Below are 13,669 nucleotides of genomic sequence, written 5' to 3'. Positions count from 1 at the left end.
CGCAGAGTCGCCCGGCACCCTGTTAATGTGCTATCATTGCGCAGATTATCATCACCCTTAACGGATTTTCTGCGCTTCATGAGCAACTCTTTCTCCTCGCAACGTTTTTCCATCGCGCCGATGCTCGACTGGACCGACCGACACTGTCGCTATTTTCATCGTCAGCTGACCGGCGACGCGCTGCTCTACACCGAAATGGTCACCACCGGTGCCATTATTCACGGCAAGGGCGACTATCTGGCCTACAGCGAGGCGGAACATCCGGTTGCGCTGCAGCTTGGCGGCAGCGATCCGGCGGCGCTGGCCCAGTGCGCGAAGCTGGCAGAAGAGCGTGGCTACGATGAGGTGAACCTCAACGTCGGTTGTCCCTCCGATCGCGTTCAGAATGGGCGTTTCGGTGCCTGCCTGATGGCGGAAGCTTCGCTGGTGGCTGAATGTATCGACGCGATGCGTCAGGTGGTTTCAATACCGGTGACGGTAAAAACCCGCATCGGCATCGACGATCAGGACAGCTACGCATTTTTGACCGATTTTGTCGGCACCGTCGCGCAGCGCGGCGGCTGCGACACCTTTATTATCCACGCGCGTAAAGCGTGGCTTTCCGGCCTGAGCCCCAAAGAGAACCGGGAAATCCCGCCGCTCGACTATCCACGCGTCTATCAGCTGAAGCGTGATTTTCCTCAGCTGACGCTCGCCATCAACGGCGGCGTAAAATCGCTGGAAGAGGCCAAAGTCCATCTGCAGCATCTCGACGGCGTAATGATGGGCCGTGAGGCCTACCAGAATCCCGGCCTGCTGGCGCAGGTGGATCGCGAGCTGTTTGGCCGTGATGCGCCGGTAGCCGATCCGGTGGCGGTGGTGCGCAGCATGTATCCCTATATTGAGGCGGAGCTGGCGAAGGGCACCTATCTTGGCCATATCACGCGTCATATGCTCGGCCTGTTCCAGGGGATTCCCGGCGCGCGCCAGTGGCGTCGCCATCTGAGTGAAAACGCCCACAAGCCGGGCGCAGACGTGCGCGTGCTGGAAGCCGCGCTGGCGCTGGTGGCGGACAAGATCCCGCAGGAAGCCTGATCGCCTGCGGCAGTCGATAAAAACCAGCCTGAGTGCTGGTTTTTTTTACGCCAGAATTCAGGGAAATTCACCATTGCTGCCAGCGTTACTTTGGCCGTTTTGCTTACAGGACAATAAGTTACACTCTGGCACGCTTCTTGTAATAAGGCTGTAGAACTAACAAGAGGAGTAACAACGTGGAAATTCTGTTTGTGCTGGGCTTTTTCCTGATGCTGCTGGTGACGGGCGTCTCGCTGCTGGGCGTGATGGCGGCGCTGGTGGTCGCTACCGTGGTGATGTTTATCGGCGGCCTGTTTGCACTTGTAATCAAATTGTTGCCCTGGCTGGCGCTGGCGCTGGTGGCCGCCTGGGCATATCGCGCCTTTTGCGGCGACGGTCGTGAGCGTGCGCGCCGCAAGCTGCGCCGCAAAATCAGCAGGTTAGAGCGACGCCGCGGCTATTAATTGCGGGTGAGATCACAGAGTGACAGATTGCTTATGCCTGTTTTGCAATTAAACATATTTTTTACTTATGTTTTCTGCCAGGATAACTGTCGTTGAGTCGACATGAATTCATCGCCGCTGTCCCTACACCAGCGCGAACGATAAAAAGAAAAGGGGCTTCCTACGGGAAGCCCCGTTTGCGTTCAGGGCTCATGGGATCAGCAGGCTAGAGCCTTGGGTGCTGCGGCTCTCCAGCGTGCGGTGCGCCCGCTCCGCCTCTTTCAGCGGGAATTTCTGCTGCTCCGGCACCTCGACCTTGATGGCGCCGCTGGCGAGCAGCGAGAAGAGATCGTTGCTGGCGTGCTCCAGCTCTTCGCGGTTGGTGATATAGCCGTAAAGCGAAGGGCGGGTAACAAACAGCGAACCTTTCTGGTTGAGTATGCTCAAATCGACGCCTTTAACCGGCCCGGAAGCATTACCAAAACTCACCATCAGACCCTGACGACGCAGCGAATCCAGCGACGCTTCCCAGGTATCTTTACCCACCGAGTCATACACCACCGCGACCTTTTTACCCTCGGTGAGCTGGCTGACGCGCTCGGCAATATTCTCTTCGCGGTAGTTGATGGTGGCCCAGGCGCCCGCCGCTTTCGCCAGCTTCGCCTTTTCCGCCGACCCGACGGTGCCGATAAGATGTGCGCCAAGCGCTTTTGCCCACTGGCAGGCGATCAGGCCAACGCCGCCCGCCGCCGCGTGGAACAGAAAGGTTTCATCCGGCTTCACCCGGTAGGTCTGACGCAGCAGATAGTGTACGGTCAGCCCTTTCAGAAAGCTGGCGGCGGCCTGCTCGAAGCTGATGGCGTCGGGCAGCAGCATCAGGCGATCTTCCGCCACGTTGTGCAGTTCGCTGTAGGCGCCCAGCGCCGCCTGGCAATAGACCACCCGGTCGCCCGGCTTAAAGCGCGTCACCGCGCTGCCGACGCGCTTCACCACGCCCGCCGCTTCGGTGCCGAGGCCTGAAGGCAGGGCGGGCACCGGATAAAGTCCGCTGCGCACGTAGGTATCAATATAGTTAATGCCGATGGCGCGGTTCTCTACCTGCACTTCGCGCTCAGCAGGATCGGCAGGATCGACGTCAACCCACTGCAACACCTCAGGCCCGCCCTGCGCGGTAAACTGAATACGCTTTGCCATTTTTACTCCTGTGATTGTTCAACATCAGGCGTGAGAGGCGCGCCGCCATCAGGTATACTGGCGCGTCCCCTCAGAACATCGGTATTGCATTCACTATGGCAGGAAATAAACCCACCAACAAATCGAACGACACGCCCGACCGTCAGCTGGAAGGTATTAAAATGCCGCCGCATTCGATTGAAGCGGAGCAGTCGGTGCTGGGTGGGTTGATGCTGGATAACGAACGCTGGGATAACGTCTCCGAGCGCGTCGTGGCGGAAGATTTCTTCAACCGCTCGCACCGTCTGATCTTTTCCGAGATGCAGCGTCTGCTGGAAGCGGGCCAGCCTATCGACCTCATCACGCTCTCCGAGTCGCTGGAAACGCGCGGTGAGCTGGAGATGGCGGGCGGATTCGCCTATCTGGCGGAGCTGGCGAAAAACACCCCCAGCGCGGCGAACATCGGTGCCTATGCGGATATCGTGCGCGAACGCGCGGTAGTGCGCGAGATGATCTCGGTGGCGAATCAGATCGCCGATGCCGGTTACGATCCCCAGGGGCGCAACAGCGACGAGCTGCTCGACTTCGCCGAATCCAACGTCTTTAAAATCGCCGAGTCGCGCGCCAACAAAGATGAAGGGCCGAAGAACATTCAGGAGGTGCTGGAAGCCACGGTCTCGCGCATCGAATCGCTGGTCTCAACGCCGCACGACGGCGTAACCGGCGTCGATACCGGCTATCAGGACCTGAATAAAAAGACCGCCGGCCTGCAGCCGTCGGATCTGATTATCGTCGCGGCGCGTCCGTCGATGGGTAAAACCACCTTCGCCATGAACCTGTGCGAAAACGCCGCCATGCTACACGACAAGCCGGTGCTGATTTTCAGCCTCGAGATGCCCAGCGAGCAGATTATGATGCGTATGCTGGCGTCGCTGTCGCGCGTGGATCAGACGCGCATCCGTACCGGCCAGCTTGACGATGAGGACTGGGCGCGTATCTCCGGCACGATGGGTATCCTGCTGGAGAAGAAGAATATGTATATCGATGACTCTTCCGGCCTGACGCCGACCGAAGTGCGCTCGCGCGCGCGACGCGTCTTCCGCGAAAATGGCGGGCTGAGCATGATTATGATCGACTACCTGCAGCTGATGCGCGTGCCGGCGCTTTCCGATAACCGTACGCTGGAGATTGCCGAGATCTCTCGCTCGCTCAAGGCGCTGGCGAAGGAGCTTAACGTGCCGGTGGTGGCGCTGTCGCAGCTGAACCGCTCGCTGGAGCAGCGCGCCGATAAACGTCCGGTCAACTCCGACCTGCGTGAATCAGGCTCTATCGAACAGGATGCCGACCTGATTATGTTTATCTACCGCGACGAGGTTTACCATGAGAACAGCGATCTTAAAGGCATCGCCGAGATTATTCTGGGTAAACAGCGTAACGGCCCTATCGGTACGGTTCGCCTGACGTTTAACGGTCAGTGGTCGCGCTTCGACAACTATGCTGGCCCGGCCTACGACGACGAATAACCTTTCTATTCCGGCATGCACGATCTGTGCATGCCGCCTCGCATCATCAGAAAATAGTGTTGGACAACCCCGCCTTTAATCGGGTTATCTGTATCACAGCGCACGTTTACGCACTGGAAGCAGCATGACTCACGTAGATGATTACGACCTGAAAATACTGACCTTATTACAATCTAACGGCCGTTTGACCAACCAGGAGCTGAGCGATTTAGTGGGCCTGTCGGCCTCGCAGTGTTCGCGTCGCCGCATCAACCTTGAACAGGCGAATTTAATTCTTGGCTATCATGCGCGCCTGTCGCCTGATGCAATCGGCCTGGGCATGGTCGGCCTGATTGAGGTACGGCTGATTAACCATACCGCCGACTACGTCGACAGCTTTCACCGTATGGTGGAGCAGGAAGAGGCGATCGTCGACGCCTACAAAACGACCGGCGACGCCGATTATCTGCTCAAGGTCGCCGTAGCGGATCTGGCATCGCTGAGCGCGCTGATTAGCCAGCTGGTGGCGGGCCATCAAAGCGTGTCCCATGTGAAAACCTCGGTCGTGCTGGGTCGACTCAAAGAGAACGGCCTGATGATGGCCCCGGCGCACAAGGCGCGCCAAAAGAGTGCATGATGTGCTTATTTGGTGCAATTGCGCGCCATAGGATGCAAAGGATATGCGTAAAAACTCGAATTTGCGCATGAATTGACGGTTTAACCGCAAGGCGTGCGCGAAAATAAGCAATAAAAGCGCCTTAGTTATCAACTGGATAATCACTGGCACCTGCCGAGGGCGGCCATAAGCCGACGGCATGGTGCGTTTTTTGCATCTTAACGCCACGCTTTTTCGGCTCAGAGTGCAATGAGATTACCTATGGATAACGTTGTAGACCCTACCCGCATTCCCCATTCACGTATTGAAGACGCGCTGGCGATAGTGCTTGGCACGCTGATGGTCTCTTTCGGCGTCATTATGCTGAAACAGGCGGGGGCGCTGACGGGCAGCACCGCCGGCATCGCCTTCTTGATCGGCTATCTGACGCCGCTCTCTTTCGGCAGCGCCTTTTTCCTGATCAACCTGCCGTTTTACTGGCTGGCGGCGCGCCGCATGGGATGGGAGTTCACCGTGAAAACCTTCTGCGCGGTGGGGCTGGTGTCGCTCTTCACCCATCTTCATCCGCTCTTCGTCCACTTTTCCGCGCTCAATCCCTTTTATGCGACACTGTTCGGTAACGTGATCATGGGCATTGGGTTTATAGTGTTGTTTCGTCATAAAGCCAGCCTGGGCGGAATCAATATTCTGGCGCTGTGGCTGCAGGATCGCATCGGGCTGCGCGCCGGGAAACTGCAAATGGCGGTCGATACCTGCGTCGTGCTGGCGTCGCTGTTTGTCGTCAGCGTGCCGATGCTGTTGGCGTCGGTCGCGGGCGCAGTGATCCTTAACCTGATCATCGCCATGAACCATCGTCCCGGACGGTACATGGTTTAATGCTGCATACACCTCTGATTTTTACGACCATACATGGAGATCTGCACCGTGTTTCAAAACGTTGACGCCTACGCCGGCGATCCGATTCTGTCGCTGATGGAAACCTTTAAACAGGATCCGCGCCTGAATAAAGTCAATCTCAGCATCGGCCTCTACTATGACGAGCAGGGCATTATCCCTCAGCTCCAGGCGGTCGCCGCCGCAGAAGAACAGCTTAAAGCCGAACCGCAGCAGGCGTCGCTCTATCTGCCGATGGAAGGCCTCAACGCGTACCGTAACGCCATTGCGCCGCTGCTGTTCGGCGCCGACCACCCGATGCTGAAGGCGGGGCGCATCGCGTCCATTCAGACGCTGGGCGGCTCCGGCGCGCTGAAAGTCGGTGCGGATTTCCTCAAGCGCTACTTCCCGAATGCCGGCGTCTGGGTCAGCGATCCAACCTGGGATAACCATGTGGCGATTTTCAACGGCGCGGGATTCGAGGTGAAGAGCTATCCGTGGTACGACGCGGAGACCCACGGCGTAAAATTCGACGCCTTCCTGGCGACGCTGAAAACCCTGCCGAAGCAAAGCATCGTGCTGCTGCATCCCTGCTGCCACAACCCGACCGGCGCGGACCTCTCTGACGCGCAGTGGGATCAAACCGTTGAGGTGCTGAAGGCGCAGGAGCTGATTCCGTTCCTCGACATTGCCTATCAGGGCTTCGGCGCGGGCATGGAAGCGGACGCTTACGCCATTCGCGCGGTTGCCGCCGCTGGCCTGCCAGCGCTGGTCAGCAACTCCTTCTCGAAAATCTTCTCGCTCTATGGCGAACGCGTCGGCGGCCTCTCTGTCGTATGCGACAGCGCCGAAGAGGCGTGCCGCGTGCTGGGCCAGCTTAAAGCCACGGTGCGCCGCAACTACTCCAGCCCGCCGAACTTCGGCGCGCAGGTGGTGGCGCGCGTGCTTAACGACGACGCGCTGAAGGCGAACTGGCTGGCGGAAGTAGAGGCGATGCGCCTGCGTATTATCGCCATGCGCAAAACCCTGGTAGACGTGCTCAGCACGGCGCTGCCCGGCAAAAACTTCGACTACCTGCTGAAGCAGCGCGGCATGTTCAGCTATACCGGCCTGAGCGCACAGCAGGTGGATCGCCTGCGCGAAGAGTTCGGCATCTATCTGGTCGGCAGCGGGCGTATCTGCGTTGCCGGTCTTAACAGCAATAATGTGCAGCAGGTCGCGCAGGCGTTTGCCGCCGTGATGTGATGCAGCTGATGATCTCTGCAGGCGGGTAGCAGGGGCGAAGAGCAAAGCCCTCCGCGATAAAGATGTCGCGGGGCAGGCATGGATGACGCTTTTACTTCTTTGCGATCGGCCGCTCTCACTTGTGCCACCCCCACCTTGTACCCGATGCAAACCGTCCGCGCAGGCTGACGGTTTTTTTTCGCCTTCAGGTTTACCTTTCCGCGACTTATTGCACACTTAAACGGTGTAACCAACTCAGGAACAAGGCATGTGGCATCAACAAACGCTCACGCTCAGTGAGAAATCACGCGGTTTTCATCTGGTCACTGACGAGATCGTCGCTCATCTTCCGGCGCTGGCCCAGGTGCAAACCGGCCTGCTGCACCTGCTGCTGCAGCACACCTCCGCGTCGCTGACGCTGAATGAAAACTGCGATCCTACGGTGCGCAGCGATATGGAAAACCATTTTATGCGCCACGTTCCGGAAGAGGCGCCTTATCAGCACGACTATGAAGGCCGCGACGATATGCCGGCCCATATCAAATCCTCTACGCTGGGGGTATCGCTACTGCTGCCGGTACAGCGCGGCAGGCTGATGCTGGGCACCTGGCAGGGCATCTGGTTAGGCGAACACCGCATCCACGGCGGCACGCGGCGCATTGTCGCTACTTTACAAGGGGAGTTGAAATGAATACGTCAGATCTGCTGACTTACTGCATGAGCAAACCGGACGCGGAGCAGAGCGTTCACAGCGACTGGAAAGCGACGCAAATTAAAAGCGGCGGCGTGCTGTTCGCTATGGTACATGAGGTGGAGGGACGCCCGGCGGTGTCGCTGAAAACGACGCCTGCGCTGGCGGAGCTGCTGCGCGAAGAGCACAGCGATGTCTTCCCCAGCGAGCATCTTAATAAGACGCACTGGAGCACGCTATTGCTGGACGGATCGCTAAAAGATTCGCAGATTTACTATCTGGTGGATGCCTCTTACCAGCAGGCTGGCACCACCCGGGCGGCGGGTGCCTGAGAGAGGCGCGCGGCGTCAGGCCGCGCGCCGGGTTTCCCTTACGCCGCCGCTTCGTCGCGCAGCGTATTGATATCGATAACAAAGCGGTACTTCACGTCGCTTTTCAGCATACGCTCGTAGGCTTCGTTGATCTGATTCATCGCAATCAGTTCAATATCGGAAGTAATGCCGTGCTTGCCGCAGAAATCGAGCATCTCCTGCGTTTCGGCGATGCCGCCAATCAGCGATCCGGCAATGCTGCGGCGCTTCATAATCAGGTTAAACACCTGCGGTGCCGGGTGATCGTGCTCCGGCGCGCCGACCAGCGTCATGTTGCCGTCGCGCTTCAGCAGGGCGATAAACGGGTTAAGATCGTGCTGCGCCGCCACGGTGTTAAGGATGAAATCGAAGCTGTTGGCGTGCTGCGCCATCTGATCCGCATCTTTCGAGATCACCACTTCATCCGCACCCAGGCGCTTGCCGTCTTCAATTTTCGACGGCGAAGTGGTGAACAGCACCACATGTGCGCCCATCGCGTGCGCAATCTTCACGCCCATATGGCCCAGCCCCCCCAGGCCGACGATACCCACTTTTTTGCCCGGTCCGACGTTCCAGTGGCGCAGCGGCGAATAGGTGGTGATACCGGCGCACAGCAGCGGCGCGACGCCCGCCAGATCGAGGTTTTCCGGCACGCGCAGCACGAAGTTTTCATCAACCACCACCGCCGTTGAGTAACCGCCGTAGGTGACGTCGCCGGTTTCGCGATCCTGACCGTTGTAGGTGCCGACGAAGCCGACTTCACAATACTGCTCCAGCCCTTCCTGACAGCTCGGACAGCTGCGGCAGGAGTCGACCATACAGCCGACGCCGACCAGATCGCCGACTTTGTATTTGCTGGCGTGGCCGCCGACGGCGGTTACGCGGCCGACAATTTCATGTCCCGGCACGACAGGAAAAAGGGTGTTTTTCCACTCGTTGCGGGCCTGGTGCAGGTCAGAGTGACAAACGCCACAGAACAACACTTCAATCTGTACATCATGCGCGCGCAGCTCACGCGGTTTGTAATCAAACGGCGCCAGTGGGGATTTTGCATCCTGAGCGGCGTAGGCGTGCGTAATATTCATGGTGTCTCCAGGTTCGTTGTGTCGTGAATAGAGTCGTGCGTTCGGCGCGCAGAGCGCCGTTATAAGAGTGCGCGGCCAACCGGGCGCGCCAATGAGGAACGTTAAAAGAATAGTCACAGAACCCTGGCGCGGCTATGCCTATACATGCCTGAATCTTGCCTGATTCTGTTTTTATCCGATGGAATATGCAGTAAAAGAAAGGCCCGCTTGCGGCGGGCCTGAGGGGGGGTACGGATGACGATGGCGAAGAGGCAAAAGGGGAGAGCCCTGCCAGCCGGCTTGCGCGGATACGCACCCCATGGTTGAGGTGCGTCCATAAAGGGCCAGCCGCTTATCGCTAAGCGTCAGGCGCTCTTTTTCTTCAGCAGCGGCTTCAGGAAGCGCGCGGTGTGGGATTTCTCGCACTCCGCCACGGTTTCCGGCGTGCCGGCAACGAGGATTTCGCCGCCGCCGCTACCGCCTTCCGGGCCCAGGTCGACAATCCAGTCCGCCGTCTTGATCACGTCAAGGTTGTGCTCAATCACCACGATGGTGTTGCCCTGGTTGCGCAGCTGATGCAGCACCTCCAGCAGCTGGGCGATATCGGCGAAGTGCAGGCCGGTTGTCGGCTCATCCAGAATATAGAGCGTCTGGCCGGTACCGCGTTTTGACAGCTCGCGAGCCAGCTTGACGCGCTGCGCCTCACCGCCGGAAAGCGTCGTCGCCGACTGGCCGAGACGGATGTAGGAGAGGCCCACATCGATCAGCGTCTGGAGCTTGCGCGCCAGCGCCGGGACGGCGTCGAAGAACTCACGCGCCTCTTCGATGGTCATCTCCAGCACTTCATGGATGCTCTTGCCTTTGTACTTAATCTCCAGCGTCTCGCGGTTGTAGCGCTTGCCTTTGCACTGGTCGCAGGGCACGTAGATATCGGGCAGGAAGTGCATCTCTACCTTCAGTACGCCGTCGCCCTGGCAGGCTTCGCAGCGGCCGCCGCGCACGTTAAAGCTAAAGCGGCCCGGATTGTAGCCGCGCGAACGCGCTTCCGGCACCCCGGCAAACAGCTCGCGCACCGGCGTAAAGATGCCGGTGTAGGTCGCCGGGTTGGAACGCGGCGTGCGGCCGATCGGGCTCTGATCGATATCGATCACCTTATCGAAGTGCTCAAGCCCGCTGATCTCGCGATAGGGCGCCGCTTCGCCCGTGGTCGCGCCGTTCAGGTGGCGCTGCGCGATTGGGAACAGCGTATCGTTGATCAGGGTCGATTTACCCGAGCCGGAGACGCCGGTGATACAGGTAAACAGGCCGACCGGCAGCGTCAGCGTCACGTCTTTCAGGTTATTGCCGCGTGCGCCGCTGAGCTTCAGCGTTTTGGTCGGGTCGCCTTTCACGCGCTCTTGCGGTACCGCGATCTCGCGCTTGCCGCTGAGGAACTGGCCGGTCAGCGACTCCTCTACCGCCATGATTTCGTGCACCGTGCCTTCCGCCACGATCTGGCCGCCGTGTACGCCGGCGCCCGGCCCGATATCGATCACGTGATCCGCCGCGCGGATAGCGTCTTCGTCATGCTCGACCACAATCACGGTGTTGCCGAGATCGCGCAGGTGGATCAGGGTGCTGAGCAGACGCTCGTTGTCGCGCTGATGCAGGCCGATTGACGGCTCGTCCAGCACATACATCACGCCCACCAGGCCGGCGCCGATCTGGCTCGCCAGGCGGATACGCTGCGCTTCGCCGCCGGAAAGCGTCTCTGCGGAGCGCGACATCGAGAGATAGTTCAGGCCGACGTTCACCAGGAAGCTCAGACGGTCGCCAATCTCCTTCAGCACTTTTTCCGCGATTTTGGCGCGCTGGCCGCTCAGCTTAAGGTTGCGGAAGAAATCCATCGCGTGACCGATGCTCATATCGGAGATAGTCGGCAGATTGGTGTTTTCGACAAAAACGTGACGCGCTTCGCGACGCAGACGGGTACCTTCGCAGCTGGCGCAGGCGCGGTTGCTGATAAACTTCGCCAGATCTTCGCGCACCGCGGTGGATTCCGTCTCTTTATAACGACGCTCCATATTGTGCAGCACGCCTTCAAACGGGTGACGACGCACCGAGGTGTCGCCGCGATCGTTGATGTACTTAAACTCAATGTTCTCTTTGCCGGAGCCGAAGAGAATAACCTGGCGCGCTTTCTCGCTCAGGCTGTTGAACGGCGCTTCAACGTCGAAACTGAGATGTTCGGCCAGCGAGCGCAGCATCTGGAAGTAGTAGAAGTTGCGGCGATCCCAGCCGCGGATCGCGCCGCCGGCCAGCGACAGCTCGCCGTTCTGCACCACGCGGTCAGGATCGAAATATTGCTGCACGCCCAGGCCGTCGCAGGTCGGGCAGGCGCCTGCCGGGTTGTTGAACGAAAAGAGACGCGGCTCCAGTTCGCGCATGCTGTAGCCGCAGATCGGGCAGGCGAAGTTGGCGGAGAAGAGCAGCTCTTCTGCGTCTGCGTCGTCCATATCGGCGACGATCGCCGTCCCGCCGGAGAGCTCCAGCGCGGTTTCAAAGGATTCAGCGAGGCGCGTCGACAGATCCTCACGCACCTTAAAGCGGTCGATAACCACTTCGATGGTGTGCTTCTTCTGCAGCTCCAGCTTCGGCGGATCGGAGAGATCGCACACTTCGCCGTCGATACGCGCGCGGATATAGCCCTGCGCCGCGAGGTTCTCCAGCGTTTTGGTATGCTCACCCTTACGATCTTTCACTACCGGCGCCAGCAGCATCAGGCGTCGGCCCTCTTCCTGCGCCAGCACGTTATCCACCATCTGGCTGACGGTCTGCGCCGCCAGCGGCACATCGTGATCCGGGCAGCGCGGCTCGCCGACGCGGGCGAACAGCAGACGCAGATAGTCGTGGATCTCGGTGATGGTGCCGACCGTAGAGCGCGGGTTGTGTGAAGTGGACTTCTGTTCAATAGAGATGGCGGGCGACAGACCTTCGATATGGTCGACGTCCGGCTTCTCCATTAAAGAAAGAAACTGACGCGCATAGGCAGAGAGCGACTCTACGTAGCGGCGCTGACCTTCCGCATAGAGCGTATCAAACGCAAGAGAGGACTTGCCGGAGCCTGACAGGCCGGTGACCACTATGAGTTTGTCGCGAGGGATGATCAGGTTGATGTTTTTCAAATTATGGGTGCGGGCACCACGAACTTCGATCTTATCCATTCACCTTTCCCGGATTGAGCAGCACGCCCCGTGCCTTGCGGACACGATTAGCGTAAACAGGGTATTATGGCACAAAAAATAGACTGATTAAATATCCAGTATTTTTTGCGTTTTGGGTGTAAAATGAGCGCTTCTGCGAGACGGCTCGAAAGTGGGATCGCCTGGCAGGACGTGGTAGAATTGATCGTTTAGACTCTTAGTATTAACTCAGCGGGAGAGAGCAACATGGCCAGTCGTGGCGTAAATAAAGTGATTCTTGTCGGGAATCTGGGTCAGGATCCGGAAGTGCGCTACATGCCGAATGGTGGCGCGGTTGCCAACATTACGCTGGCCACGTCGGAAAGCTGGCGTGACAAGCAGACCGGTGAAAACAAAGAGATCACCGAGTGGCACCGCGTCGTGCTGTTCGGCAAGCTGGCGGAAGTCGCTGGCGAATATCTGCGTAAAGGTTCGCAGGTCTATATCGAAGGTCAGCTGCGCACCCGTAAATGGCAGGACCAGGGCGGCCAGGATCGCTATACCACGGAAGTAGTGGTCAACGTCGGCGGCACCATGCAGATGCTGGGCGGCCGTCAGCAGGGCGGTGCCAGCGCAGGCGGCGCGCCGATGGGCGGCCAGCAGAGCGGCGGCAACAATAACGGCTGGGGCCAGCCGCAGCAGCCGCAGGGCGGAAACCAGTTCAGCGGCGGTGCGCAGTCGCGTCCGCAGCCGCAGAGCGCGCCGGCGAGCAACAACAACGAACCGCCGATGGATTTTGACGACGATATCCCGTTCTGATAATCCAGATTCCTGTAATAAAGCCGCGCTCGTCGCGGCTTTATTTATTTCTGCCCGCGCTTCTTCACTCAGCGCGGCGCATCCATTCTGCCAGGATCGCCGCCGTGCTTTTCACCTCAGGCACATTTCCCGGCAGCGACAGGCCTGCCCAGACCTCATTGTGCTGTCCGATTAACTGCTCTGCGCTGGCCCAGGTGCGATCCGCCGTGGTGTGGGCATCGGCCGCAACGGTAATGCGATAGCCTAATCCCGCCCCGACTTTAATGGTGGTATCGACACAATAATCGGTCGCGCAGCCGCAAATCACAAAGGCATCGACGTTTAACTGCGCCAGCGTATCGGCCAGCCGGGTTCTCCAGAAGCTGTCGCAGGCGGTTTTGCTCACATACAGGCTGCCTTCAGGCTGATGCAGCCCGGCCAGCAGCTGAAACGCCGTCGTGCCTTCCTGCAGCTCGCCTTCGCAATGCGATATAAAAATCGTGCGGTCGGCCGCCTCAGTAAGCTGATTGATGCGTGCGGTACAGCCCGCCTGGTCAAAGCGCGGCGTGGCAAACACACCGTTTTGCATATCTACTACCACTACTGTTTTAAGCGACATCATCCTTTCTCCCTGCGCCTGCGATGGCTCAGTCTTACCCTGGCTGGGCAAAATGGCAAAACTGTTTTGCAATCGGTCAGCTATCGCTGGCATTCTGACTGC

General features: G+C 59.0%; 13 protein-coding genes. 9 read left to right on the top strand and 4 right to left on the bottom strand.

Features of this window, described 5'->3' with window-relative positions; translation table 11 throughout:
- Positions 1-78: 78 nt before the first annotated feature.
- The gene (gene dusA, locus LB453_RS20550; protein ID WP_103793653.1) at positions 79-1,074 is read left to right on the top strand and encodes a tRNA dihydrouridine(20/20a) synthase DusA; all 996 of its coding nucleotides are present in this window, start codon (positions 79-81) and stop codon (positions 1,072-1,074) included.
- 176 nt (positions 1,075-1,250) lie between these two features.
- Entirely contained in the window at positions 1,251-1,517 is a 267-nt protein-coding gene (gene pspG, locus LB453_RS20545; protein WP_103793654.1) for an envelope stress response protein PspG, read from the top strand.
- Between the two features lie 189 nt (positions 1,518-1,706).
- On the opposite strand, the gene LB453_RS20540 is transcribed toward pspG, so the two are convergent.
- Positions 1,707-2,690, bottom strand: a complete 984-nt coding sequence (locus tag LB453_RS20540; protein WP_103793655.1) for a quinone oxidoreductase — start codon at positions 2,688-2,690, stop codon at positions 1,707-1,709.
- Positions 2,691-2,785: 95 nt separating this feature from the next.
- Here LB453_RS20540 and dnaB point away from each other — a divergent pair, with 95 nt between their 5' ends.
- From dnaB to LB453_RS20510, 6 genes are all read left to right on the top strand, one after another.
- Complete coding sequence (gene dnaB, locus LB453_RS20535) at positions 2,786-4,192, top strand: replicative DNA helicase (RefSeq protein ID WP_103793656.1); 1,407 nt, start codon at positions 2,786-2,788, stop codon at positions 4,190-4,192.
- Positions 4,193-4,316: 124 nt separating this feature from the next.
- Positions 4,317-4,808: an Lrp/AsnC family transcriptional regulator gene (locus LB453_RS20530; protein WP_103793657.1), complete on the top strand. Its 492-nt coding sequence runs from the start codon at positions 4,317-4,319 to the stop codon at positions 4,806-4,808.
- Between the two features lie 240 nt (positions 4,809-5,048).
- Complete coding sequence (locus tag LB453_RS20525) at positions 5,049-5,663, top strand: YitT family protein (RefSeq protein WP_103793658.1); 615 nt, start codon at positions 5,049-5,051, stop codon at positions 5,661-5,663.
- 48 nt (positions 5,664-5,711) lie between these two features.
- Complete coding sequence (locus LB453_RS20520; RefSeq protein ID WP_103794022.1) at positions 5,712-6,905, top strand: aromatic amino acid transaminase; 1,194 nt, start codon at positions 5,712-5,714, stop codon at positions 6,903-6,905.
- A gap of 247 nt (positions 6,906-7,152) precedes the next feature.
- Positions 7,153-7,575 (top strand): secondary thiamine-phosphate synthase enzyme YjbQ, encoded by a 423-nt coding sequence (locus tag LB453_RS20515; protein WP_103793659.1) that lies wholly within the window; start codon positions 7,153-7,155, stop codon positions 7,573-7,575.
- Positions 7,572-7,907 carry an MmcQ/YjbR family DNA-binding protein gene (locus LB453_RS20510; protein ID WP_103793660.1) on the top strand — a complete coding sequence of 112 codons (336 nt, stop codon included), beginning with the start codon at positions 7,572-7,574 and terminating at the stop codon, positions 7,905-7,907. Before LB453_RS20515 ends, LB453_RS20510 begins: the two co-directional genes overlap by 4 nt.
- 38 nt (positions 7,908-7,945) lie before the next feature.
- Here LB453_RS20510 and LB453_RS20505 read toward each other — a convergent pair whose 3' ends face one another.
- Positions 7,946-9,010, bottom strand: a complete 1,065-nt coding sequence (locus LB453_RS20505; RefSeq protein WP_033793196.1) for an NAD(P)-dependent alcohol dehydrogenase — start codon at positions 9,008-9,010, stop codon at positions 7,946-7,948.
- A 344-nt stretch (positions 9,011-9,354) separates the two neighbouring features.
- Positions 9,355-12,192: an excinuclease ABC subunit UvrA gene (gene uvrA, locus LB453_RS20500; RefSeq protein ID WP_103793661.1), complete on the bottom strand. Its 2,838-nt coding sequence runs from the start codon at positions 12,190-12,192 to the stop codon at positions 9,355-9,357.
- Positions 12,193-12,417: 225 nt separating this feature from the next.
- Here uvrA and ssb1 point away from each other — a divergent pair, with 225 nt between their 5' ends.
- Entirely contained in the window at positions 12,418-12,969 is a 552-nt protein-coding gene (ssb1, locus tag LB453_RS20495; RefSeq protein ID WP_103793662.1) for a single-stranded DNA-binding protein SSB1, read from the top strand.
- A 64-nt stretch (positions 12,970-13,033) separates the two neighbouring features.
- Here ssb1 and LB453_RS20490 read toward each other — a convergent pair whose 3' ends face one another.
- On the bottom strand, positions 13,034-13,567 hold the full coding sequence (locus LB453_RS20490; RefSeq protein ID WP_103794023.1) for an isochorismatase family protein: 534 nt from the start codon (positions 13,565-13,567) through the stop codon (positions 13,034-13,036).
- Positions 13,568-13,669 lie beyond the last annotated feature (102 nt).

Source organism: Pantoea agglomerans (assembly GCF_020149765.1).
In the GTDB taxonomy this organism is placed as follows: domain Bacteria; phylum Pseudomonadota; class Gammaproteobacteria; order Enterobacterales; family Enterobacteriaceae; genus Pantoea; species Pantoea alvi.
This window is presented reverse-complemented; position numbering and strand designations above follow the sequence as displayed.

What these genes read in the sequence shown, in the direction of transcription:
- LB453_RS20530 (WP_103793657.1), top strand. Translation starts at nt 4,317, where the DNA reads ATGACTCACGTAGATGATTACGACCTGAAAATACTGACCTTATTACAA.
- LB453_RS20525 (WP_103793658.1), top strand. Translation starts at nt 5,049, where the DNA reads ATGGATAACGTTGTAGACCCTACCCGCATTCCCCATTCACGTATTGAA.
- LB453_RS20515 (WP_103793659.1), top strand. Translation starts at nt 7,153, where the DNA reads ATGTGGCATCAACAAACGCTCACGCTCAGTGAGAAATCACGCGGTTTT.
- LB453_RS20490 (WP_103794023.1), bottom strand. Translation starts at nt 13,567, where the DNA reads ATGTCGCTTAAAACAGTAGTGGTAGTAGATATGCAAAACGGTGTGTTT.
- LB453_RS20540 (WP_103793655.1), bottom strand. Translation starts at nt 2,690, where the DNA reads ATGGCAAAGCGTATTCAGTTTACCGCGCAGGGCGGGCCTGAGGTGTTG.
- LB453_RS20505 (WP_033793196.1), bottom strand. Translation starts at nt 9,010, where the DNA reads ATGAATATTACGCACGCCTACGCCGCTCAGGATGCAAAATCCCCACTG.
- dusA (WP_103793653.1), top strand. Translation starts at nt 79, where the DNA reads ATGAGCAACTCTTTCTCCTCGCAACGTTTTTCCATCGCGCCGATGCTC.
- dnaB (WP_103793656.1), top strand. Translation starts at nt 2,786, where the DNA reads ATGGCAGGAAATAAACCCACCAACAAATCGAACGACACGCCCGACCGT.
- ssb1 (WP_103793662.1), top strand. Translation starts at nt 12,418, where the DNA reads ATGGCCAGTCGTGGCGTAAATAAAGTGATTCTTGTCGGGAATCTGGGT.
- LB453_RS20510 (WP_103793660.1), top strand. Translation starts at nt 7,572, where the DNA reads ATGAATACGTCAGATCTGCTGACTTACTGCATGAGCAAACCGGACGCG.
- uvrA (WP_103793661.1), bottom strand. Translation starts at nt 12,192, where the DNA reads ATGGATAAGATCGAAGTTCGTGGTGCCCGCACCCATAATTTGAAAAAC.